The sequence below is a fragment of the Rhizobium sp. Root708 genome, assembly GCF_001429725.1.
Lineage (GTDB): Bacteria > Pseudomonadota > Alphaproteobacteria > Rhizobiales > Rhizobiaceae > Rhizobium.
In genome coordinates, this window is sequence record NZ_LMHV01000001.1 from 45,256 (window position 1) to 67,486 (window position 22,231).

The 22,231-nt window shown below is 60.9% G+C and carries 18 protein-coding genes; 6 read left to right on the forward strand and 12 right to left on the reverse strand.

All coding sequences use genetic code 11. The features are described 5' to 3' along the window. The first annotated feature begins 3 nt into the window (after window positions 1-3). A complete protein-coding gene (gene cobT, locus ASE04_RS00210; protein ID WP_056810101.1) occupies window positions 4-1,905 on the forward strand; it encodes a cobaltochelatase subunit CobT in 1,902 nt (633 codons plus the stop codon). Window positions 1,906-1,926: 21 nt separating this feature from the next. Next, window positions 1,927-2,958 (forward strand): esterase-like activity of phytase family protein, encoded by a 1,032-nt coding sequence (locus ASE04_RS00215; RefSeq protein WP_056810105.1) that lies wholly within the window; start codon window positions 1,927-1,929, stop codon window positions 2,956-2,958. Window positions 2,959-3,063: 105 nt separating this feature from the next. Here ASE04_RS00215 and ASE04_RS00220 read toward each other — a convergent pair whose 3' ends face one another. The 4 genes from ASE04_RS00220 to rpmB all read right to left on the reverse strand — a co-directional run bounded on the left by ASE04_RS00220 (window position 3,064) and on the right by rpmB (window position 5,840). Next, window positions 3,064-4,086 (reverse strand): porin, encoded by a 1,023-nt coding sequence (locus ASE04_RS00220; RefSeq protein WP_056810108.1) that lies wholly within the window; start codon window positions 4,084-4,086, stop codon window positions 3,064-3,066. A 161-nt stretch (window positions 4,087-4,247) separates the two neighbouring features. Beyond that, window positions 4,248-4,589, reverse strand: a complete 342-nt coding sequence (locus ASE04_RS00225; RefSeq protein WP_056810112.1) for a hypothetical protein — start codon at window positions 4,587-4,589, stop codon at window positions 4,248-4,250. Window positions 4,590-4,791: 202 nt separating this feature from the next. Next, window positions 4,792-5,427, reverse strand: coding sequence for a queuosine precursor transporter (locus tag ASE04_RS00230; RefSeq protein ID WP_056810114.1), 636 nt, complete (start codon window positions 5,425-5,427; stop codon window positions 4,792-4,794). Window positions 5,428-5,540: 113 nt separating this feature from the next. After that, window positions 5,541-5,840: a 50S ribosomal protein L28 gene (gene rpmB / locus ASE04_RS00235; protein ID WP_037182170.1), complete on the reverse strand. Its 300-nt coding sequence runs from the start codon at window positions 5,838-5,840 to the stop codon at window positions 5,541-5,543. Between the two features lie 237 nt (window positions 5,841-6,077). Here rpmB and ASE04_RS00240 point away from each other — a divergent pair, with 237 nt between their 5' ends. Together ASE04_RS00240 and yddG are read left to right on the forward strand one after the other, a co-directional pair. Further along, window positions 6,078-6,854 (forward strand): DUF3108 domain-containing protein, encoded by a 777-nt coding sequence (locus tag ASE04_RS00240; protein WP_056811244.1) that lies wholly within the window; start codon window positions 6,078-6,080, stop codon window positions 6,852-6,854. A gap of 28 nt (window positions 6,855-6,882) precedes the next feature. Continuing rightward, on the forward strand, window positions 6,883-7,773 hold the full coding sequence (yddG, locus tag ASE04_RS00245; protein WP_056810118.1) for an aromatic amino acid exporter YddG: 891 nt from the start codon (window positions 6,883-6,885) through the stop codon (window positions 7,771-7,773). On the opposite strand, the gene ASE04_RS00250 is transcribed toward yddG, so the two are convergent. From ASE04_RS00250 to ASE04_RS00280, 7 genes are all read right to left on the reverse strand, one after another. Continuing rightward, window positions 7,770-8,399, reverse strand: coding sequence for a hypothetical protein (locus tag ASE04_RS00250; protein WP_056810121.1), 630 nt, complete (start codon window positions 8,397-8,399; stop codon window positions 7,770-7,772). The genes yddG and ASE04_RS00250 overlap by 4 nt on opposite strands. 493 nt (window positions 8,400-8,892) lie before the next feature. Beyond that, window positions 8,893-10,647: a methyl-accepting chemotaxis protein gene (locus ASE04_RS00255; protein ID WP_056810124.1), complete on the reverse strand. Its 1,755-nt coding sequence runs from the start codon at window positions 10,645-10,647 to the stop codon at window positions 8,893-8,895. 518 nt (window positions 10,648-11,165) lie between these two features. Then, on the reverse strand, window positions 11,166-11,957 hold the full coding sequence (locus ASE04_RS00260) for a DUF4167 domain-containing protein (RefSeq protein WP_056810127.1): 792 nt from the start codon (window positions 11,955-11,957) through the stop codon (window positions 11,166-11,168). A 338-nt stretch (window positions 11,958-12,295) separates the two neighbouring features. Then, a complete protein-coding gene (gene prmC, locus ASE04_RS00265; protein WP_056810129.1) occupies window positions 12,296-13,180 on the reverse strand; it encodes a peptide chain release factor N(5)-glutamine methyltransferase in 885 nt (294 codons plus the stop codon). Beyond that, on the reverse strand, window positions 13,177-14,256 hold the full coding sequence (gene prfA / locus ASE04_RS00270; protein WP_056810132.1) for a peptide chain release factor 1: 1,080 nt from the start codon (window positions 14,254-14,256) through the stop codon (window positions 13,177-13,179). The genes prmC and prfA overlap by 4 nt, the downstream gene beginning before the upstream one ends. A 27-nt stretch (window positions 14,257-14,283) precedes the next feature. Next, window positions 14,284-16,551 carry a phosphoenolpyruvate--protein phosphotransferase gene (gene ptsP, locus ASE04_RS00275; RefSeq protein WP_056810135.1) on the reverse strand — a complete coding sequence of 756 codons (2,268 nt, stop codon included), beginning with the start codon at window positions 16,549-16,551 and terminating at the stop codon, window positions 14,284-14,286. 90 nt (window positions 16,552-16,641) lie between these two features. Beyond that, a complete protein-coding gene (locus tag ASE04_RS00280) occupies window positions 16,642-17,916 on the reverse strand; it encodes an aspartate kinase (RefSeq protein WP_056810138.1) in 1,275 nt (424 codons plus the stop codon). 492 nt (window positions 17,917-18,408) lie between these two features. On the opposite strand from ASE04_RS00280, the gene ASE04_RS00285 reads away from it, so the two are divergent. Beyond that, the gene (locus ASE04_RS00285) at window positions 18,409-18,627 is read left to right on the forward strand and encodes a hypothetical protein (RefSeq protein ID WP_056810142.1); all 219 of its coding nucleotides are present in this window, start codon (window positions 18,409-18,411) and stop codon (window positions 18,625-18,627) included. Window positions 18,628-18,740: 113 nt separating this feature from the next. Further along, the gene (locus ASE04_RS00290; RefSeq protein ID WP_056811248.1) at window positions 18,741-20,918 is read left to right on the forward strand and encodes a CHASE2 domain-containing protein; all 2,178 of its coding nucleotides are present in this window, start codon (window positions 18,741-18,743) and stop codon (window positions 20,916-20,918) included. On the opposite strand, the gene ASE04_RS00295 is transcribed toward ASE04_RS00290, so the two are convergent. Continuing rightward, window positions 20,915-22,147 carry a FecR family protein gene (locus ASE04_RS00295; RefSeq protein WP_082597215.1) on the reverse strand — a complete coding sequence of 411 codons (1,233 nt, stop codon included), beginning with the start codon at window positions 22,145-22,147 and terminating at the stop codon, window positions 20,915-20,917. The genes ASE04_RS00290 and ASE04_RS00295 overlap by 4 nt on opposite strands. Window positions 22,148-22,231: the final 84 nt, after the last annotated feature.

A 22,231-nucleotide genomic window follows, 5' to 3' on the forward strand; every position in this document is an offset into this window, starting at 1 on the left:
ATCATGGCTGCTCGCGGTGACAATTCGAAAGCAAAGCCCGGCTCGCCTGTCGACGTCGAACCGTTGCGCCGGGCGATAACCGGCAGCGTACGCGCGATCGCCGGCGACGGCGACGTCGAGGTGACCTTCGCCAATGAACGCCCTGGAATGACGGCCGAGCGGATTCGTCTGCCGGAGATTTCCAAGCGTCCGACACTGCATGAGCTCTCGGTAACGCGCGGGCTCGGCGACTCGATGGCATTGCGGCTTGCCTGCCACGACGACAAGGTGCACGCGACGATGGCGCCGCAAGGCTCCGACGCGCGCGCGATCTTCGACGCCGTCGAGCAGGCTCGCGTGGAATCCATCGGCGCGCTGCGGATGGAAGGCGTTGCCGCAAACCTCCGGTCGATGACCGAGGAGAAATACTCCAAGGCGAATTTCTCAGGCATCGAGCGACAGGAAGACGCCCCGATCGGCGAAGCCATGGCCATGCTGGTGCGCGAGAAGCTGACCGGCGAAAAGGCGCCGGCCTCGGCGGGGAAAGTGCTCGACCTCTGGCGTTCGTTCATTGAGGACAAGGCCGGACCCGAACTCCAAAATCTTTCCGGCGTCATCAACGATCAGCCGGCCTTCTCGAAGGCGATCCGAAACATGCTTTCGGCCATGGAGATGGCGGAAGAGTATGGCGACGACGACAATCAGCCGGATTCCGATGACGATTCGGAGCAGGAAGACAAGCCCGGTGGCGACGAGCAGGATCAGGACGAAGTCGATGAAGACGCCGGATCGGATGCAGCACCGGTAGAGGACAGCGAAGTCGCCGACGAGCAGATGGAGGATGGCGAGACCGAGGGCGCCGAAATCTCCGACGACGACATGCAGGAAGAAGGCGAGGAAGATTCCGAGACGCCGGGTGAAACCCGCCGTCCGAACACGCCCTTCGACGACTTCAACGAGAAGGTCGACTACCACGTCTTCACCGAAGAATTCGACGAGACGATCACCGCCGAGGAACTCTGCGACGCGGCCGAGTTGGAACGCCTGCGCGCCTTCCTCGACAAACAGCTTGCGCACCTTCAGGGCGCGGTCGGTCGTTTGGCCAACCGGCTGCAACGCCGCCTGATGGCGCAGCAGAACCGATCCTGGGACTTCGACCTGGAAGAAGGTTATCTCGATCCGGCGCGTCTGACGCGCATGATCATCGACCCGATGCAGGCGCTCTCGTTCAAGATGGAGCGCGACACGCAATTCCGCGATACCGTCGTGACGCTGCTGATCGACAATTCCGGCTCGATGCGCGGCCGTCCGATCACGGTCGCGGCAACCTGTGCCGATATCCTCGCCCGCACGCTGGAGCGTTGCGGCGTCAAGGTCGAGATCCTCGGCTTCACGACGAAGGCCTGGAAGGGCGGACAGGCGCGTGAAAAGTGGCTTGGCAGCGGCAAGCCACAGACGCCCGGCCGTCTCAACGATCTGCGTCACATCATCTACAAATCGGCCGACGCACCCTGGCGCCGTGCGCGGGCCAATCTCGGCCTGATGATGCGCGAAGGCCTGCTGAAGGAAAACATCGACGGTGAGGCGCTGATGTGGGCGCACAACCGCCTGATCGCGCGGCGCGAGCAACGCAAGATCCTGATGATGATTTCCGACGGAGCGCCGGTCGACGATTCGACGCTGTCGGTCAATCCCGGCAACTATCTGGAGCGCCATCTGCGTGCCGTCATCGACCGCATCGAGACGCGTTCTCCCGTCGAGCTTCTGGCAATCGGAATCGGCCACGACGTCACCCGCTACTACAGGCGCGCGGTGACCATCGTCGATGCGGACGAACTGGCGGGCGCCATGACCGAGCAGCTTGCATCGCTCTTCGAAGACAAGACCGTCCAGCCGCGGGGCGGTCGCCTCCGCCGCGCCGGCTAACCGCGAAAGGACGCTTTCTGGATGCTCGGGAAGCCCTTCGCCAGCCTGATCTCGATTGCCATTGGCCTGGCGGCTGTCATGCCGCCGGCGTTTGCGGACGGCGACGTCGAGGTTCACAGCCGTATCATTACCGATTTCCAGATCGGCTCCGATGAGACCAAGTTCGGTTCGCTGGAATTTCTCGGCGGGCTTGAGATGGTCTCACCGCAGCGCCTGTTCGGCTCGCTGTCATCGATCCGCTTTCGACCGGACAAGACGCATTTCGTCGGCGTGCTCGATACCGGCCACTGGATGACGGGGCGCATCGAGCGTGATCCCAAGGGCCGGCTCTCCGGCCTTGCCGACGTGGCGATTGCGCCAATGAGAAACCGGGCCGGGCGCAGCTTCGAGGGCAAGGGCCACATGGACGCCGAGGGCCTTGCCCTGCGCAATGACGGCATCCTGGTTTCCTTCGAACAGGATCATCGCGTCGATATCTATCCCGATCCGGGCTTCGAGGCGTTGCCTGCGATCGAGACCATCCCCATTCCGTTTCCGAAGAAATCGCTGCGTGCCAATCGCGGCTTCGAGACAACAGTTGTGGCGCCGATCGACAGCGCTCTTAAGGGCGGGACGCTGATCGTCGCGGAGCGCAGCCTGGATACATCCGGGAACGCCCTGGCAGCGATCCTTGATGGACCTCTGAAAGGAAAACTGGCGCTCGCCCACTACGGCGACTTCGACGCCACGGACGGAGCCTTCCTGCCTGACGGCGATCTCCTGCTGCTGGAACGTCGCTTCAACATGGCGGAAGGCATCGGAATGCGCATCCGCCGCATCAAGGCGGCCGACATACGCCCCGGCGCGGTGATGGACGGCGAGATATTGCTGCAGGGCGACTTCGGCTATCAGATCGACAACATGGAAGGCCTGGATACCTTCACGGCCGAGGACGGCACCACGCATCTGGTAATCGTGTCCGACGACAACCATTCCATCCTGCAGCGCAATCTGATGCTGGAGTTCCGCTTGTTGGAGCCGCGAGCCGGCGATACGGCTCACTTGCAGAATTAAGCGGGCGGCATCGAATTAGATGAACGCCGCCGTTGCCGCCAGCACGCCAATTCCGCGCGCCCATATGGTCCAGGGGCCGCATTCGCGCAGCCCCTACAGCGTGCCTTAGAAGGTACGCTGGAAGCGCAGGAACCCTTGAACCTGATCCTTCGCGTTGTCGGGATCGTAGTACTGGACGCTGAGCTTGGTCAGCAGGTTGGTGGCGACCTTGTAGTCGACGGTCATACCAGCTCGCCAGGCGTCGCCACCGGTGAAGTCGCCGCTGCTATCCAGGGAAATCTTGCTGAAATACTGGTAACCGGGGATGATCGAGAGCTTGTCGGTAGCCTTGTAGACATATTGCGCGCCGAGCGCCCACTCGGATTCCTCGTAGTAATAGTTTGCGCCGCTTGCCCAGAGGCCGTAGAGGCCGAGCTGCCCCGGTCCGATATCGGCAAAGAGAATGCCGCGAAGCGCGACTTCCTCGGTATCGGTGTCGTAACCACCGAGCAGGTAGCCACTGACAGCGCCGGCCTTGCCGAACAACTGGCCTTCGATGCCGACGTTGTTAGGGCCCTCGCCCGGCTTCGTGCGGTAGGCATCCTCGAGCTCATCGACCATGACACCGGCGCTGAAGTTGGGCGTCTCGTACATGTAGCGGAAGGCGTTGTGGATCGTCTGGTTGCTCGAGATGACGTCGGTTTCACCGGTGCCGATGCTGCGGTCGTTATCCCACCAGGAATATTGCATGCCGGCGCGGAAGCCGGCGATGTCGATGTAGCCTTCCTGGAGAAGGGCAGTCTGGTTGGTTGCGTTCTCGGCGTTGAAGCGAAGGGTCACGACGCCGGTCAGCGTGCCGTATTCCGTTTCGCTCTTCGACGTCAGGGTCGTTTGCCCGCGCGTCCACGCAGACCAGTCGGATGTGCCGGAACGGTCGCGCCCAAAGCGCTCCTCGACGCGGATATAGCCGCCGATCGAAAGACAGGTTTCAGTTCCCGGAATATAGAAGAAGCCGGTGCCGTAGGCATCGCAGACGCGGACATATTCGACGGGCTCCGGCTCCGCGGCGACGATGGCGTCAGCGGCATGGGCGCCGGTTGTCAGTACGACGGTTGCCGCGGAGCTCAGGAGGATGGTTCTGATAGTCATGGGAGATCCCTATCTGCGTTCGATTAGGAAATCGATCTATGAGCGAGACCTAACAGTTCCGTGACAACATTGCGGCGACGGGGCTCACTGCGCCGCTTCGCATAACGTGTTGTGCATGAGCAACATAAAGGCTGCCACCGCACCGCCCTAAGCCGCCCACGTCAGACCTGACCGGCCTCGGACAACTCTGGCACGGTCGCGCGTTTTTTCCGGAGCTTCCGCAGGACTGGGCTCTTTTCCGCCGGGTTCTCGTCATCATCGGGATCGCTGGTGACGCCGACTTCATCCATCCTGTGGCTTATTGCAAGCGCATAGATGGTGTGGAGGATATTCCGATCCGTCACATCGGGATCCGTCAGGGCCAGCAACGAGGCACGGACGATCTTCTTGCTGGTGGCCTTCGGGCAGCGTTCGAGCACGAAGTCAAAGAGTGCATTCCCGGAAAGCCCCTCAGTCGCGCCATCCAGAAGCGCTTCGTAGACTTTCTTCCGTTTCTCGTTCACGGCCCATCCCTTCACATGACGCTATTGAGACAATATTTGTCATAAAACCGTCATCAGCAACCATTGCTACGCGTAGTCCAAAAACTTTTACACCGCAGCGTGGCAGCAACATGTCGGCGAGAAGTCACGTTCCAGGGTGGAAAACGCAAAACGGCGGAGCTAGGCGCTCCGCCGTGTCGGTATTGCTTAGAAATTTCGAGGCTTAGTTGGCGCGCGCTGCCTGCATTGGGCGAAGCACGTTCATCAATGCGCCGTAGGGCAGCAACATCACGAGGCCAACGATCACCTTCACGGTGAAATCGCCGATTGCCCAGGAAATCCAACGCGGCGCCTGTGCCGCGAAGACGCCGAGGATGGGCGCGGATTCAAGCGCGAAGGGGTCGTTCGCGCCAAAGAAGACGAAGAAGGCCGCGAAAGCGAAGGAAAAGAAGATTGCCGTGTCGAGCAACGATCCAACGAGCGAACCGACGAGCGGCGCACGCCACCACGCCTGACGGCGCAGGCGGTTGAAGACCGAAATGTCGAGCAGCTGGCCAGCCAGATAGGCCGAGCCGGAGGCAATCGCGATACGCGGAACCGACGTGTAGAACGACAGCGTCACGCCGACGACAAAGCCGGCGAACACGACCTCGCGGGCAGCTCGTGGGCCGAACTGGCGGTTGGTCAGGTCGGTGACAAGGAAGGCGACCGGATAGGTGAAGGCACCCCAGGTCAGGATGTCGGCTAGGTTGATGCCGGCGAACTCGGCGTTCAGAGGGAACTGCACGAGGAAGTTCGAAGCGACGACGACGAGCGTCATCAGGGTGACATAGATAAGCGTAGAGCGTGTCGTCAGCATTTTTTTATCCTGGGGTATGCCACCAGTTAGAGAGATAGACCGGCAAAGCAAAAGGCTTGTCCGGATATCATCCGTGCAAGCCTTTCGAAGCCGTATGAAAAAGAAGCAGGAGCTTACGCAGCAACCGCTGCTTCGGCAGTCTTCTTGACGATCTGGCGGCGCAGCAGACGAGCGCGCATCGACAGGTCATTTTCGCTTGCCTTGATCAGGAAGGCATCGAGACCGCCACGATGCTCGACGGAACGAAGAGCAGCAGCCGAAACGCGAAGACGGTAACGCTGGCCGAGCGCGTCGGAGATCAGCGTAACCTGGCACAGGTTCGGGAGGAACCGGCGCTTGGTCTTGTTGTTGGCATGGCTGACATTGTTGCCAACGAGGACTGCCTTGCCGGTCAATTCGCACATGCGGGACATGGAACACCTATTCTTGTTTTCTCGGCCATCAGCTGCACGCCCACGCATAATCGGGCTAGCAATCCATCGGGCCATGATTGGAAAGTTGCGGTTCTATAGTCAGACAGGCTGTGCGCGTCAAGCCAAACCTTGGCATTTCCCGCAATTCTGTCAAAAAGCTCGTGTTTGCTTCGTCACGTGACCGGCGTATAGACCGGAATGAGCGGCTTTACCAGCCGCCTGAACAAGGTTCACCTCATGGCTCATCTGAGCAGACGCATTCTCATTTCCGCGGCAGCTGCCTTGTTGGCCATTCCCGCCAGTGCCAGCGAGATCGTGCACCGAACCGAATACAAGGTTTCGCTCGGCATCCTGACGATTGCGCGGGCAGCCTTCCTGACGAGGATCGAGGACGACAAGAGCTATCGGGTGTCCGGCGACATCAGCTCCGCCGGCCTTGCCGACCTCGTCACCAACATCTCGGCCAAGACAAGCGTTGACGGCGTGCTGCGCGGCGACCGGCTGCAGGCGTCCCGCTACTATCTCTATTATAAGAGCGGCAAGCGCGCCCGCACCTACGAGGTGCGCTACAGCAACGGCAACATCACCTCGACGACCGTTCGGCCTCCTCGCCGCCAGCCGAAGAACTGGGTGGACGTGTCACCAAGCGACATGCGCGCTGTGCTCGACCCGATCTCCGGCCTGATCTTCCCTGCCGGCACCAATGTCTGCGCCCAAAAACTGCCGATCTACGACGGCGAGATGCGCATGGACCTCGTGCTCTCACCGAAGGGAAGCGACGACTTCTCCACCGAGGGCTTCAGCGGCAAGGCAACCGTCTGCAGCGTTCGGTTTGTCCCGCGTTCGGGCTACAAGAAGGGCCGCAGCGACATCGACTATCTGAGCAAGAGCAGCCGAATGGAAATCTGGTTTGCCAAGGCCGATGCCGCAAATGTATATGCTCCAGTCTACGTCCGTATTCCTACGCAATATGGACCGGTGACGATCACCGCGGTCAAATACGGCGCAAGTTGACGGAGCGTGTCTCCGCAAAGGGGGACAGGTGAAGCTTCGGGCCACGCTAATCGGCTTTACGGCCATCCTCATGTGGTCGTTTCTGGCGCTGTTCACGGCTGCATCAGGCACGATGCCTCCGTTTCAGCTGTCGGCGATCTGCTTTGCCATCGGCAGCATTCCCGGCATCGCCGTTCTGATCCTCAACCCGTCGCGGATCGCGCTGCTGAAGCAGCCCGCCAAGGTCTGGCTGATAGGTATAGCCGGCCTGTTCGGCTACCATTTCCTTTATTTCACCGCGCTTCGAAACGCACCTGCCGTCGAAGCCGGGCTGATCGCTTATCTCTGGCCGTTGCTGATCGTCGTCGGCTCGGCGTTGCTGCCGGGTGAACGTCTGCGCTGGTATCATCTCGCGGGAGCGGTCGCCGGTCTCTGCGGCACCTTCCTGATCGTCAGCCGCAACGGCATCAACTTCGACGGCGCCTATGCCGTCGGCTACGGCGCCGCCTTTCTGTGCGCCTTCACCTGGTCCGGCTATTCGCTGCTGACGCGCCGTTTCGATGCTGTCTCGACGGATGTCGTCACCGGCTTCTGCCTCGCGACCTCGGCCCTGTCTCTCGTCTGCCATCTGCTACTGGAAACAACCGTATGGCCCGATACCGCCTCGCAGTGGGTTGCCGTCGTCGGTTTAGGGCTCTTCCCCGTCGGGATGGCCTTCTACGCCTGGGATCATGGCGTCAAGAACGGCGATATTCAGATTTTGGGTGCGGCAGGCTATGCCGCACCACTTCTTTCAACCTTGATCCTGACCGTCTTCGGCTTTGCCGAGCCAAGCTGGCGCATTGCGCTGGCCTGCATTCTGGTGACCGGCGGCGCTGTGCTGGCGGCTCAGGAGATGTTCCGTCGCAAGGCCGCAAGCACAGAGCGCGCAACGGCCTAGCGCATCGCGACGACCATCTTGCAGAGCTTCACAAGGCCGGCTTCGAAGCCGCCGGATCGCAGCACGTCCTTGCAGCGGACCTTCATCCTCGCCTTTTCTGCCGACGACATGTCGTTGTACATCGAGACGAAGCGGCTGCCGTTGCCAAGGCCGCCGCTACCGGAGCCTCCGGTACCGGAACCCGGATTGCCGGGATCGTTCGTCGAGGGGATGCCGAGGCCGAGATTGAGCAACGAATTGCCGCCGAGACCAACATCGGCCGATGCACTCGCAAGCCGAGACCCGCCGACCGTTGCGTTGACATTGGCGTTCACGCCGCTTGATCCGCCGACACTCGCGCTGGTCCCGACACCGAGACTGCCGCCGCTACCCCCAACAGACGTGCGGCTGCTGACACCGCTTGCACCACCGACCGACGCGTTGACGCCAAGGCCGCCGCTGGAACCGCTGCCGACGCTGGCATTCACGCCGCTGGCACCACCGACCGACACGCTCAAGCCACCACTGCGACCGCTGACACTGACACCATTACTGCCGCCGATATCCAGGGCGCCGGCCACCGATGGCAACATCAGGACGGCACAGCTTGCAGCAATCAGCACCAGCGACTTTGCGTAGTAAGACATTCCAAACCTCCAGATCGTCTCTCGCCGAAGCACCATGCTCAGGCGGTTAAAACAAAGAGGAAGCGCGCTTTCCTTAGTCGGTCGATCCGCGGCAACCAAAAGTGGATGCGATACGTCTCTTTCGATAAGAGGAAGAATATTCGACAATGCTAAAATTTCAACAGAACTTCTCGTATAGGTTTCATTCAGATACTGCTACGACTAACAGATCGTGAAAGCCGAGATTAAGATTGTCGAAAGAGAACCGCAAATCCGCGAGGGTACCAGTTTATACTTATCTGATAAATATAAGAAAATTCACTTACAAGAAGCATCGATCCGGTGACGATGAGATTGCGCTCCAGCACTCAAACCAACTGGCGCATTCGTCACCATTAACATCAATACATTCTAATGCAATCAAGGATATTGCGCATTGCACAGAGAACGTGGAAGGCGCCGCACGTCCTTGGATTGCAGCATGGCCGGCAGTCGGCCATGCTGCCGCTTGCGATCAGAACTCTTCCCAGCTGTCCGCTACGGGAAGCGCGGCACCATGCGCCTTGGCCACACGGGCGACGAGATGCAAGGCCGGCGAACTGGCGGCCCGCGAGGGCGTCCGGAGGCTGTAGGCTTCATCAAGACGGAACTGCGCCAACAGCGTGCGGAGCGCGTCCGCTTCCGCCGAGAGCTTGTGGCTTGCGGCGGTGCTCTCCTCCACCATCGCGGCATTCTGCTGCGTTGCCTGGTCCATGGAGTTGACGGCGTGATTGATCTCCTTGAGCCCGGTCGCCTGTTCCTTTGACCCCTCGACTATGGCGACCACGTTGGAGTTGATCTCTCCGACCTGCGTCACGATCGTTTCGAGCGCTCTTCCGGTCTGCCCGACGAGATCCACGCCGTTCTTCACCAGCTCACTCGAGGTGGTGATCAGCGCCTTGATCTCCTTTGCCGCACTTGCCGAACGCTGCGCCAGTTCGCGCACCTCCTGCGCCACCACGGCGAAACCCTTGCCGGCTTCACCGGCTCGCGCCGCCTCGACCCCGGCATTGAGCGCCAGAAGATTGGTTTGGAAGGCGATGTCGTCGATTACGCCGATGATGTTGGTGATCTCGCGCGACGATTGCTCGATCTGCCCCATGGCGGAAACGGCATTGCGCACCACCTGGCCCGATTGTTCTGCACCCTGCTTCGTTTTTGCTACCAGCTTGCCCGCCTCGTCGGCACGTTGGCTGGAGTCGTTGACCGTCGTTGTGATCTCCTCGAGGGCCGCGGCCGTCTCTTCGATCGAAGCCGCCTGCTGCTCGGTGCGCTTGGAGAAGGAATCCGCCGCGGCACCGATCTCGCGGGATCCAGCAGCGATTGCCTGGGCATTCTCGCCCACGGTCTTCAAGGTCTCTGACAGCCTGGCGATCGTTGCGTTGAAATCGTGCCGCAGCTGTTCCATCGACGGGACGAAGGCAGCATTGACGGTTTTCGTGAGGTCGCCTTCCGACAGCGCTCGCAGCGCGCCGCCGAGTTGACTGATCGCGCTCATGCGCTGAGTGACGTCGGTGGCGAACTTGATGACCTTGTAGACCTTGCCGTTCGCGTCGGTAATGGGGTTGTAGGCAGCCTGGATCCAGATCTCCTTGCCGCCCTTGCCGTAGCGCACGAATTCATTGGCGATGAACTCTCCCTGCGTAAGACGCCGCCAGAAATTCGCGTATTCCTCGGTGCGAGTATAGGCCGGATCGCAAAACATGCTGTGATGCTTGCCGGCGATCTCGAAGAGCGAGTAGCCGAGCGCGCCGCAGAAATTCTCGTTCGCGGTCAGGATTTCGCCCTTGGGGTTGAATTCGATGACAGCCTGCGACCGTGAGAGCGCATCGAGCTTGCCGGCGTCTTCCACCGCCTTCATCTTTACGTCAGTGATATCGGCGGCAAACTTCACGACCTTGTAAGGCTTGCCGTGCTTGAAGACGGGGTTGTAGGAGGCCTGTATCCAGATTTCGCGTCCGCCTTTTGCCAGGCGCTTATAGGCGCCTGCATCGTATTCACCGCGTCCGAGCCGAGCCCAGAATTCGCGATACTCGTGTGTGGCGGCGTGGGCGGGATCGCAGAAAATGCTGTGATGCTTCCCGACGATCTCGGAAAGACTGTAGCCGACCGCCGCGCAGAAATTCTCGTTGGCGCGAAGGACGTTGCCCTTCAGGTCGAACTCAATGATGGCTTGGGATTTCGAAATGGCATTGAGGATATACTTGGAATCAGAAGATAGGCTGAGCATTGCAATCCCCTCCGAACCCAAGCCACTCCGGGTGGCTCTGGGCAATGTTGAGCGAGGCCTTTGAGCCTGGATGTTGGCAAAAGCTCAATGGTCGCGGCGCGTACTTCAGATCGCATCATAGCACGACGTCACAACCAATGATTAAGCCGGGGAAGGTTAACGATTGGTATAAAAGAAATATCTAATTTAATATGCGTTATGTCTTAAAAGTTGTGGTTGATTTCCTGTAGTCAAACGACTGATAGCAGAAAACCAACCTCTGGGCGGCGAACGGCTACACGGCCACTCGCCAAGGCGGTATCGGAACCAGCCTCGAACGCATCGCTTCCAGACGGGCACGGAAACCGACCTTGCTAGTCGGCATCGACAATGCTGAGGCTGCCGAAGCCACCTCAAAGTGCGACACCGCCCCCGTTTGGGTTGGGCGTCGCCCACACGCAACGCCGTTGTCTTCTGCGCAAAGAAAAAGGCCGCTTCGACGAAGCGGCCTCCCCTGTCACTCCAATGGAGCGAAATCGTTATTCCGAAGCAGCATCCGCCAGAGCAGGCGCTTCACCTTCGGCGGCATCGCCGGAAGCTTCGCCATCGGCACCGCGACGCGGGCGGCGCGGGCGAGGGGTGGCGCTACGGCGGCGCGGCTGACGTTCGCGCGGCTGCGCTGCAGCGCTCTCTTCGTCCATGGAAACCTCAGCTGGAATGCCTTCGATCTCCGGCTGCGGACCGGTTCCGTCGATCACCTCGGGCTGCGGCGCCTCTTCGGCGGCAACCGGGGCCGGCTGCTCTTCCTGGCGGCGCTGACGCTGCGGACGATCATCGTTACGACGCGGCTGATCTTCCGAACGACGCTGCTGCTGCTCGTCGGAGCGGCGCTGCTGCTGAGGAGCCTGCTGCTGGCGCGGCGGCTGAACAACGACGACATCATCGTTATCGCCATCGTTGCCGTCGACGTCGTCGCCTTCGATCCCTTCGCCGAATTCGTTGCGTTCGTCACGCTGGAAGCGTTCCTGCATCTGCGCCTGTGCGGCGGCAATGATGCGGTAATAGTGCTCAGCGTGCTGCAGGTAGTTTTCCGCAATAACCCGGTCGCCCGAGCTCTGCGCGTCGCGGCCGAGCTGCGCATACTTCTCAGCGATATGCTGAGCGGTGCCTCTGATCTTAACATCGGGGCCAGAGCTGTCGTACGTCCGCGTCAGCGGATTTCCACCTTTGCGGTTGAAATTGTTGTTGTTGTTGCTTCCGCCACCGCCGCCGCCGCCGTTGTTATTATTGCCACGCCCGCGACCGCGCTTGTTCTGCTGTCCTGGCCTCATAGATCGATCACCTGAATTCTCTGTTTGTGTGGAGTGATGGCACCAACCGCCATGGAGGAAAATCCGCCTCAGGCTCTCGTGCCGCTGGCATACTGCGCCTTCGCGCCGACCTGCCGCTTGTTCTCAAGTCAGTTTGACTGATTCACGCATTGGGTCGTGTTCAACCTTCAAAACTCTCGTTTAAAAGAGTGGACCCCCAAGGCCGAGCTAGTATCGAACGAATCGACGCCGTTACTACCTGTCCAACGCGTGGGGGCAACCTATCTTGCTTCCCTTGGAAATCCAAGCCTTTTCTTCGCAGTAGAATTAATGACCTACCCAATTCCGCGGTTTGCTGCTCAGCGAGCAAGTGCGAACACCAGAACGCGATCGTTAAGACCATAATCCTTGACGGATTCCAGCAGCGTGAAGCCTTCATGCTCGAAAAGTGCCGTCACGCTGGCACGCTGGTCGTAACCAATTTCGAGACCGACAATACCGTTTGACTGCAGGAACCTGGCCGCATCCTTCGCGATGGCCGTGTAGGCGTCAAGCCCATCCGCGCCGCCATCCAATGCAGCAACCGGATCAAATTTCGTCACTTCGGGAGCGAGATTATGAATAACACTAGAAGCAATGTAGGGCGGATTTGAGACAATCGCGTGAAAGGGACCAGCAATATTCTCGAACCAGTTCGATCTGACCGCCTGGAACCGACCTTGCAGTCCGTTCCGCTCGGCATTCGCCTGAGCCGTCCTCAAGGCATCCACGGATATATCGCTCCCGATGCCTGATGCTTCCGGGCACTCGTTCAACAGTGCGAGACATATCGCGCCCGTTCCGGTGCCCATGTCCAGGATATGGATACGCTCTCCGTCGGTTGCAAGACGACGCAGATAGGGAGCGACCGTATCGACGAGAATTTCGGTATCAGGACGGGGCTCGAGCGTCTCGGGCGAGAGAGACAGCGACAAGCCGTAGAACTCGCGCTCTCCGAGAATGCGATGGACCGGCTCATGGGCGAGACGACGGACAATCGCGGCATCGACCAATCGTGCCCTCTCCTCGTCTGCCGCCTCGCCGCCACGGATAATCAGCTCGGTGGAAGAGAGCCCAAGCAGCCCGGCTGTCAGAACGCGTGCATCCGTTGCGGCCTCTTCGATCCCGCCTTCGGCGAAGCGGCGGCGTACCTCGGCGAGAATCTGGGAAACCGTACGCATGGCCTGTTTCCCTCGATCACTCATTGCTGCTCGCCGAGCTGCGCCAGCTGGCTCGCCTGGTAGTCGGCCATCAGCGCATCGACGATCTCGTCGATTTCGCCCACCATCATCCGGTCCAGCTTGTAGAGCGTCAGGTTGATACGGTGGTCGGTCACGCGGCCCTGCGGGAAATTATAGGTGCGGATGCGCTCGGAGCGGTCGCCGGAGCCGACCTGGCTCTTGCGGTCGGCGGAGCGCTCGCTATCGGCGCGCTGGCGCTCTGCGTCGTAGAGACGCGACCGCAGGACCTGCATCGCCTTGGCGCGGTTCTGGTGCTGCGATTTTTCCGAGCTGGTGACGACGATACCCGTCGGCAAATGGGTGATACGAACAGCCGAGTCGGTCGTGTTGACGTGCTGGCCGCCGGCGCCCGACGAGCGCATCGTGTCGATGCGGATATCTTCCGCCCGGATCTCGATGTCGATCTCCTCGGCCTCGGGCAGCACGGCCACGGTCGCCGCCGACGTATGGATACGCCCGCCCGCTTCGGTCTCCGGCACGCGCTGCACGCGGTGCACGCCGGATTCGAACTTCAGCTTGGCGAACACGCCCTTGCCGGTGATCGTCGCGATGATTTCCTTAAAGCCGCCGGCTTCACCCTCGCTGGAAGAAAGAACCTCGACCTTCCAGCCGTGCGCCGCCGCATAGCGCTCGTACATGCGAAACAGGTCACCAGCAAACAACGCCGCCTCCGAGCCGCCGGTGCCGGCGCGGATTTCGAGGATGGCGCTCTTCTCGTCGGCCGCGTCCTTGGGCAGCAGCAGGACCTGGATTTCCTGCTCCAGCGCCTCGATCCGCTCCTTGACCTCGGGAAGCTCCATCTCGGCCATGTCGCGCATCTCGCGGTCGACGGACTTGTCCTCAAGCAGCGCCTCGAGATCGGCAAGCTCCGAAAGCGCCTTCTCATAGGCGCGGATCTTCATCACGACGGGCTGCAGCTCGGAATATTCGGAGGCAAGCTTGACGTAGACGTCGGCCGCAGGGCCGGCCGACATGCGCGCCTCGATCTCGCCGAAACGGCGTTCCAGCTCGCGCATCTTTTCAACGGGAAGCTTCGCCACCCTCACTCCAATTCTGCTTGTCTTGAACTATAGAGGAATATTGTGAGCGTCGGCGAAGCTGGCAAGCACTTCGCGCATCGAAGCCGTGGACTTCGTATCATCCAGCAGCTCGTTCATCACATTCGCAAGAGCCGATGCATCGAGACCGAGCAGCATCGCCTTAACAGGACCGATAGACGCCGGCGACATCGACACCGCACGGAAACCGATACCGAACAGCGCCATCGCCGAGATCGGCTTGCCGGCAAGCTCGCCGCACAGCGTGACCTGGGTATTGTTACGCTCGCCTGCACGGACGATGTCACGCAGGATCCTGAGGAACGGCTTTCCGAGCGGATCGAAGCGATCGGACACACGCGCATTGCCGCGATCGACCGCCATCGAAAACTGGAACAGGTCGTTCGACCCGACCGAAACGAAATCAACGGCCGACATCAGCTCGTCGAGCTGCCAGAGCAGCGCCGGCACCTCAAGCATCGCGCCGAACTGCAGCTTGCGCGGCAGGCCATGGCCGAAGCGCGAGAGATGCTGCACTTCCTTCTGCAAAAGCTCGCGCACGGCCGCTATCTCGGAAACCTCGGTCACCATCGGCACCATGAGTTTCAACTCAAGCCCGGCGGCCGCCTTCAGCATGGCGCGCAACTGCGTGCGCAACAGACCCGGGCGATCGAGCGACAGGCGGATTGCCCGCCAGCCGAGGGCCGGGTTCTCTTCCTCATGGCCGCGGAAGTAGGGAACGACCTTGTCGCCGCCGATATCGAGCGTACGGAAGGTCACGACGCGTCCGGCCGCCTGCTTCAGTACATTGCGATAGAACAGCTCCTGCTCTTCCGCCTTCGGCATGGTGGAGGCAATCATGAACTGCAGCTCGGTGCGGAAAAGGCCGATACCTTCCGCACCCGAATCCGCCAGTTGCGGCAGATCCACCAACAGGCCGGCATTCATCATCAGCGAAATGCGCTGACCGTCCTTGGTACGCGGCTCGACCGAGCGCAAGGCCCGGAACTGCTCCTGCCTGCGCGCGCGGAACCGGACCTTTTCCTCGTAGGAACGCTGGTGCTCCGGCAGCGGACGCAGATGCACATGCCCGCCGTCGCCATCGATGATGACGGCGTCGCCATTTTCGGCAAGCGCCACGACGCCGGCCGCCTGGCCGATCACGGGAATGCCCATCGCACGCGCGACAATCACCACATGGCTCGTCACCGCGCCTTCTTCCAGAACGAGCCCTCGCACATTGGCACGAGGATAGTCCAACAGCTCGGCCGCGCCCATCGCACGCGCCAGGATGATGGCGTCGCTTGGGAAACCGTCGCCTGCGGTGCGGCCGGTATAACCGGTCAATTGCCGCAAGAGGCGGTTCGCCAGATCCTCGAAATCGTGCATCCGTTCCCGCAGATAGGGATCGGTCATGCGGATCATGCGGGCCTTGGTGTCGCTCTGCACCTTCTCGACAGCGGCCTCCGCTGTCAAACCGTTGCGGATCGCTTCCTCGAGCTTGCGCACCCAGCCCTGATCGTGGGCAAACATCCGATAGGTTTCCAGAACCTCGCGGTGCTCTCCTTCCATCGAGACGTCGCGCTGCGACAGAAGGTCGTCGATCGAAATGCGAAGCGATCCGAGCGATTCGCCGAGACGGCGGATTTCCTTCTCGGAATCCTCGTTCAGGAGGTTGGTGACGACAATACGCGGCTCGTGCAGGACGACGTAACCGAGGCCGATGCCTTCGTTGTAGGTGTCCCCGTCGATGGTCACCGAACGCGTCAGGTCGAGTTCGAGGCCCGGCTTGGTGATCTTCTTCAGCTCGCCGGTAGCGATCATCTCTGCAAGCACCATCGCCGTCGTTTCGAGCGCTTCGAGCTCTTCTTCGCGGTAGGTGCGGCTTGCCTTGTTCTGCACGACGAGGACGCCGAGCGAACGTCCGGTGCGCAGGATCGGCACGCCGAGGAACGAGTGATAGATTTCTTCGCCGGTTTCCGGAAGGTAGCGGAAGGCCGGATGCGATTGCGCGTCGGAAAGATTGAGCGGCTGCGCCGATGCGGCGATCGTACCGACCAGACCCTGGCCCATCTTGAGCTGGGAAAGGTGGACCGCTTCCTTGTTCAGACCCTCGGTTGCATAGAGCTCGAGAACGCCGTCAGCACGCAGCACGTAGACGGAACAGACCTCCGCCACCATGTTGCCCGCGATCTGCCGAACGATCCGGTCGAGACGCTCCTGCGGCTCCAGCGGCTCCGCCATCAACTCGCGCAGCCGCTTGAGCAGCACGCGCGGACCGCCGGAAAGGTCTCTCATTGCGTCTCAAGCTCCAAAACAAAGGTCAAAGTCACACAGACGATCGCCGCGTGACTTCACAACTTGAACGCGCGGCGGGCCTGCTTAGAATCAGTTCTTATCCAGACCGTAGCAGGAATGCAAAGTCCTGACAGCGAGTTCCGCATAAGGACCGTCAATCAGGATAGAAATCTTGATTTCCGAGGTGGTGATCGCCTTGATGTTGATCCCCTTGTCGGCCAGCGCCTTGAACGCAGTTGCCGCAACGCCCGCGTGGCTGCGCATGCCGATGCCGATGACCGACACCTTTACCAGGCCCGATTCGTTCTGAACGACGTCGTAGCCGATCTTTTCCTTGTTATCGCCGAGAACCTTGATCGCCTTGTCGACATCGCCCGACGGAACCGTGAAGGTCATGTCGGTCTTCGAGCCATCTTCGGAGATGTTCTGGACGATCATGTCGACATTGATGTGGCTTTCGGCCAGCGGTCCGAAGATCGCCGCGGAAACGCCCGGCCGGTCAGCAAGACGGCGAAGCGAGATCTGAGCCTCATCCTTGGCATAGGCGATGCCGGTGACTACTTCCTGTTCCACGATTTCATCCTCGTCACAAATCAGCGTTCCGGGCGGATTCAAGAAGTCACCCATGCCCGGAGCATCGGGATCTTCGAAAGAGGAGCGCACGAAGGTACGGACCTTGTGCACCATGGCAAGCTCGACGGAGCGAACCTGCAGAACCTTGGCGCCGAGCGAAGCCATTTCGAGCATTTCCTCGAAGGCGATCTTCTTCAGGCGGCGCGCCTGCGGCACGATGCGCGGGTCCGTCGTGTAGACGCCGTCGACGTCGGTATAGATGTCGCAGCGATCAGCCTTGACCGCCGCAGCAACGGCAACGGCCGAGGTATCGGAACCGCCGCGGCCGAGCGTCGCGATGCGATTGTCGGGGCCGATGCCCTGGAAGCCGGCGATGACGGCAACCTGGCCTTCGCCCATACGCTTGACGATGTCGGCGCCGTCGATTTCCTGGATGCGGGCCGCGCCATGCGCGTTGTCCGTCCGGATGGAGATCTGCCAGCCCTGCCACGAGCGGGCATTGATATCCATCGCCTGCAGCGCGATTGCCAAAAGACCGGCCGTGACCTGCTCGCCCGAAGCGACGACGGCATCATATTCGCGCGCATCGTAAAACGGGGAGTTCGCGCCGACGACCTTCGGCATGTTCTGCACCCAGCCGACCAGCTCGTTGGTCTTGCCCGACATCGCCGAAACGACGACAGCAACCTCGTGGCCAGCGTCGACTTCACGTTTCACATGGCGGGCAACGTTCTTGATGCGGTCCAGATCAGCGACGGACGTTCCGCCGAATTTCATTACGATGCGTGCCATATGCCTCTACCACGACCTAGTGCCGAGAGAGACCAAAGCCAGACCCGGCATCACGAGCCCTAGATGGAGCCGCATGGCTGAAGAGCCAGGAAATTGGGAGTTTCTGGAACCCTTCTAAAGCCTTGCGCCCCAGGGCCCAAGTTGCCGCGTCTCTTAGCGAGTTTGTGGGGGGGTGGCAAGGTGCCAAGCGCCGGTAAAAGACACCCATGCCGAAGCGGCCGAAATGAACCCAAGCATGATGCGTCGGGCAATGGCGAAGAACAGGCATGCTGAGGCCTCGAAGCAGCAATCGCAGTCCTCTTCAGTCGGTGTGCACGTGCGAAGGGACGTTACAAAGCTTTGCGACGGAATAAATAGCCGTTCCATAATATAAAAACCTCGACAGGGGCTATTTTCAACGGAATCCAATTGTGATTCTTCTTTGATCCGAAGTATGCGGCGTAAATGATTCGCGACTGTCCTTGATGCTGAATGATTTGGCGGAGATAGCGCATGATAGATACTGACATCGAAAGCTGGGCGCTCACGAGAGCCCACCATATCGTTCTCAACGAAGGCCTGAGCCTCGCGAAGGCGGCCCAGGATCTCGATCGCAAGCGATCGCGGTCGCTGGTTTATGAACTCCGGCGCGTCATTACGGCCGCAATTCTGGAAGCGCACGCGGCATCGCTTCAATCCGCAACGCCCCCGCCCCCCCATCAGGAAGCCTGAAAAGCGAACTGCCGTGCGACGGCCGAAAGGGGCGGTTGCATCGCGCGCTCGAAACGGGCAGCCTCAACGACCGGCGATCAGCTGATCGCAGGCCTGCTGGAATCTGATCCATGATGACGCGCACGCAGCAAATCGGCGTTCTTATCGGGCTCGTACTCGTTGCGGCCCTGACGTTGCTGCGGGTCAGTGATCCACCTCTCCTGCGCCAGATAAGAGACATCACCTTCGACGAGTACCAGCGGATAACGCCCCGCCCTTTTCAGAATACGCCGGTGCGGGTAATCGATATCGATGAAGCTTCCCTGCGGGAATTTGGCCAGTGGCCCTGGCCGCGCGACAGGTTGGCGCTCCTTGTCCAGCGCTTGTCGGACATGGGAGCTTCGGCGATCGCCTTCGATATTCTTTTTTCTGAGCCGGATCGCCTGTCGCCGCGCACCGTGATGCGCGATGTCGCCGGCGTCGATCCGTCGCTGCTTCGGCGCCTGCCCGATAACGACGAGGCCTTTGCAGAGGCAATGGAAGGCCACCCTGTTGTCCTCGGCTTCGGCCTCTCCACCGATGGCACCTATCGCCCACCAGTCAAGGCCGGCTTCGCCTTCACCGGTGAAAGCCCCTTCAACGCACCTCCACGTCTCGTCGCCGCCACCCCCTTGAGGCCGCAATTGCAGATCGCTGCGACCGGCATTGGTCACATCAGCCTGAACCCCGGAACCTATTCATCGGTCGTTCGCCGGATACCGTTGCTTCTGACGGATGGCGAGCAGCTCTATCCCAACCTCGCGATCGAAGCGCTGCGCGTCGCCCAGGGGGCCTCGACCTATGTGGTTGCGGCCGCCCCTGACGCTCCCAATACGCTGACTTCGCTGAAGGTCGGCGATTTCGTCGTCCCGGTGACGTCAACCGGAGAACTCTGGCTCTACACCAGCCCCGATGTCGCCGAGCGATATATTTCCGCCGGCAAGATCCTCGCTGCGGAGGGGCCGCCAGCCGATGTCAGCGCCGCGATCGAGGGAAGCATCGTCTTCGTCGGCACCTCCTCCGCTGGCCTGCAGGACATCCGCACCACCGCCCTCGGGCAGAATGTCCCCGGCGTCTCCATGCATGCCCAGACGGTCGAACAGATTCTCTCCGGCCGATTCCTGTCGCGGCCGGATTGGGCGGATGGCCTGGAAATCCTCGCGATTGCCGTGCTCGGTATCGTTCTGGTCATCGTCACCACCTTTGTCAGCCCGGCTTTCGCTCTTCTCTGCGGCATGCTGATGACGATCCTTGCGCTCGCCGCATCCTGGTTTGCCTTTTCCCAGTGGGGGCTTCTCTTCGATCCCCTGGCGCTGATCGTCAGCGGATCGATTGTTCACTTCTCCGCGACATCCTTCCGCATTCTGGTTATCGATCGCGAGCGCCGCGAGGTTCGTCGCGCCTTCGGACAGTATCTTTCTCCATCGCTTCTTTACCGGATCGAGCATACCCCGGGCGCGCTCCGTCTCGGCGGCGATGACCGCGAACTGACCGTGATGTTCGTTGACGTTCGCGGCTTCACGTCGCTCAGTGAGAGGTTACAGCCAGCGGAAGTCGTCCGCTTCCTGAACACGCTGCTTGATGCGCTCAGCCGGCATGTCGTGGCCAACGAAGGCACGCTCGACAAGTTCATCGGCGACTCGATCATGGCTTTCTGGAATGCACCGGTGGATGTCGGCGATCATCCGAGAAAGGCAATGCGGGCGGCGCTGCAGATGCGCGAAACCATGGCGCAGTTGAACAAGGCCGATGCATTCGGCTTCGGGCCGGAATATCAGGTCGCTATAGGCATCGGCATCCACACCGGCCTTGCCTGCGTCGGCAACATGGGCGCCGAGGCGCGGTTCAACTATTCAGCGGTGGGCGACGCGGTAAACGTTGCAGCTCGCATCGAGAGTTGCTGCAAGGAAGTCGGCTTCGACATCCTCGCATCGGAGACAACCGCCATGGCCCTTCCCGGCTTTGCCTTGCTCGATGCCGGCTCGCTCGGCCTGAAGGGCAAAAGCAGCCGCTCGCGGCTGTACGCGGTCGTTGGTGATGAGGTTGAGGGCGGTTCGGAAGCGTTTCATGGATTGCTGCACGCCCACGCGGCCTTGGTGGAAGCCTTGCAGAACCATGCGACCGACAGTCGCAAACGGCTGGCCGCGGTCCGCCAGAAGATATCGCCGTTTACACCGACGCTCGCGGATTTCTATCGCCGGCTGTCGCGACGGGCGGATCATTTTCGCGACATCCCGATCGAGGCGGAGAAACCAATCTCGGAAGCCGGCTAATTTTCAGTGCGACCTTTGCCATGACGGTCATGCCATGAACCACGGTTATGCCAGCCGCCGTGGTTGCCGCGATCTCCGCGGCCGGGATCCGAGCTTGCGTCAGCCGTTTGTTGATCACCGCCGCCCGAGTTTGCCGACATATCTCCGCTCGTATCGGGCCGTTCGTGCCGCGCCTCATGGCGGTTCTGGAATCCGTGACCGCGATCCTGATGACTTGCTCGCTCGTGACGGCTCGGTCTGTCGCTCCGGTCATGCCGATCACGATTTCCATTGCCCCATCCCGGCCGATCGCCGTTGTGATCCGATCGCTGGCCCCAACCGCCACCGCCGCGGTCATGATGCCCGTTCCAGCCATGCCGACCGTCGCGGTCTCCACCCCAACCGTGATGATCGCGGTCGTGATGGTGACGATCGCCGTGGCGCTCGTGCTTGTCATGGTGGTGATGATGCTTGTCAGGTTTGTCGGGCTTATCCGGCGGCTGCACGGGGGATTGACGAAGCGGTTGCGGCTTCGGAGGCGCGGGCTGATCTCGATCGCGCCGGTCAGGCTGAATATTGGCAAGGCCGCAGCTGGTACGGATGCCGCCGAGAGCGCCAGATAGCAACTGGTCGCGGGACAGGAATGGCAAAGCGCGGCGGTTGCCGAGCCTGTCCAGAGTCTGCTGATCGACAGCGCTTGGGTCGCTCACGCCCCCGTTCCGCGTGGCGATGACACAATCGCATGGCTGCTTCAGCTGCTTGCAGCCGCCAGCGCCGCAGAATTCGGCCTGACCGTTCAGAAGAACCATTGCTGTCTGGCCGTTCGGACCGACGTAGAAGTCGAAGGCTGTTCCGCGCACGCCGATCGTGCCGGCGGGGGTGACGATCGAGTAGGCCGAAGACGACGAACTGCCGCTGATCCACCGAAACGTCCCCTTCGCCGCGCGGATCGTCAGTTTCTTGACGGAGCTCGCGTCATCATAGACGTACTTGTCGATCACCACGGAGGAGCCAGCACCAACCGCGAGCTTTGTGCCGTCGCGAAACACAAACTGCCCAAGCCCGCTGGCCGACGTCCGGATTTTTTCGTCGCGATGAACAGGCGACTTGACGATGATCGGCCCGGCGTCGCCGGTAACATCGGTACGGATAAGCGTAGCTTGTCCGACCTCCTCTGCTGCGTTCGAGGCGAGCGGGAAGGAAAGCACAAGACCGAGGAAGGCGGCCAGAACGCGATACGGGCGGAACATGTTTCGAGGTCCCCAGAGATCGCTATATTAGCATATGTTAATAATACCGGTCGCCTTATCCTCTTGGAGTAGCCGCAGCGCGCT

Excerpts from the sequence above, each read along its gene's own strand:
- cobT (WP_056810101.1), top strand. The coding sequence starts at position 4 with ATGGCTGCTCGCGGTGACAATTCGAAAGCAAAGCCCGGCTCGCCTGTC.
- ASE04_RS00215 (WP_056810105.1), top strand. The coding sequence starts at position 1,927 with ATGCTCGGGAAGCCCTTCGCCAGCCTGATCTCGATTGCCATTGGCCTG.
- ASE04_RS00220 (WP_056810108.1), bottom strand. The coding sequence starts at position 4,086 with ATGACTATCAGAACCATCCTCCTGAGCTCCGCGGCAACCGTCGTACTG.
- ASE04_RS00230 (WP_056810114.1), bottom strand. The coding sequence starts at position 5,427 with ATGCTGACGACACGCTCTACGCTTATCTATGTCACCCTGATGACGCTC.
- rpmB (WP_037182170.1), bottom strand. The coding sequence starts at position 5,840 with ATGTCCCGCATGTGCGAATTGACCGGCAAGGCAGTCCTCGTTGGCAAC.
- ASE04_RS00240 (WP_056811244.1), top strand. The coding sequence starts at position 6,078 with ATGGCTCATCTGAGCAGACGCATTCTCATTTCCGCGGCAGCTGCCTTG.
- ASE04_RS00250 (WP_056810121.1), bottom strand. The coding sequence starts at position 8,399 with ATGTCTTACTACGCAAAGTCGCTGGTGCTGATTGCTGCAAGCTGTGCC.
- ASE04_RS00255 (WP_056810124.1), bottom strand. The coding sequence starts at position 10,647 with ATGCTCAGCCTATCTTCTGATTCCAAGTATATCCTCAATGCCATTTCG.
- ASE04_RS00260 (WP_056810127.1), bottom strand. The coding sequence starts at position 11,957 with ATGAGGCCAGGACAGCAGAACAAGCGCGGTCGCGGGCGTGGCAATAAT.
- prmC (WP_056810129.1), bottom strand. The coding sequence starts at position 13,180 with ATGAGTGATCGAGGGAAACAGGCCATGCGTACGGTTTCCCAGATTCTC.
- ptsP (WP_056810135.1), bottom strand. The coding sequence starts at position 16,551 with ATGAGAGACCTTTCCGGCGGTCCGCGCGTGCTGCTCAAGCGGCTGCGC.
- ASE04_RS00280 (WP_056810138.1), bottom strand. The coding sequence starts at position 17,916 with ATGGCACGCATCGTAATGAAATTCGGCGGAACGTCCGTCGCTGATCTG.
- ASE04_RS00285 (WP_056810142.1), top strand. The coding sequence starts at position 18,409 with ATGATAGATACTGACATCGAAAGCTGGGCGCTCACGAGAGCCCACCAT.
- ASE04_RS00290 (WP_056811248.1), top strand. The coding sequence starts at position 18,741 with ATGACGCGCACGCAGCAAATCGGCGTTCTTATCGGGCTCGTACTCGTT.
- ASE04_RS00295 (WP_082597215.1), bottom strand. The coding sequence starts at position 22,147 with ATGTTCCGCCCGTATCGCGTTCTGGCCGCCTTCCTCGGTCTTGTGCTT.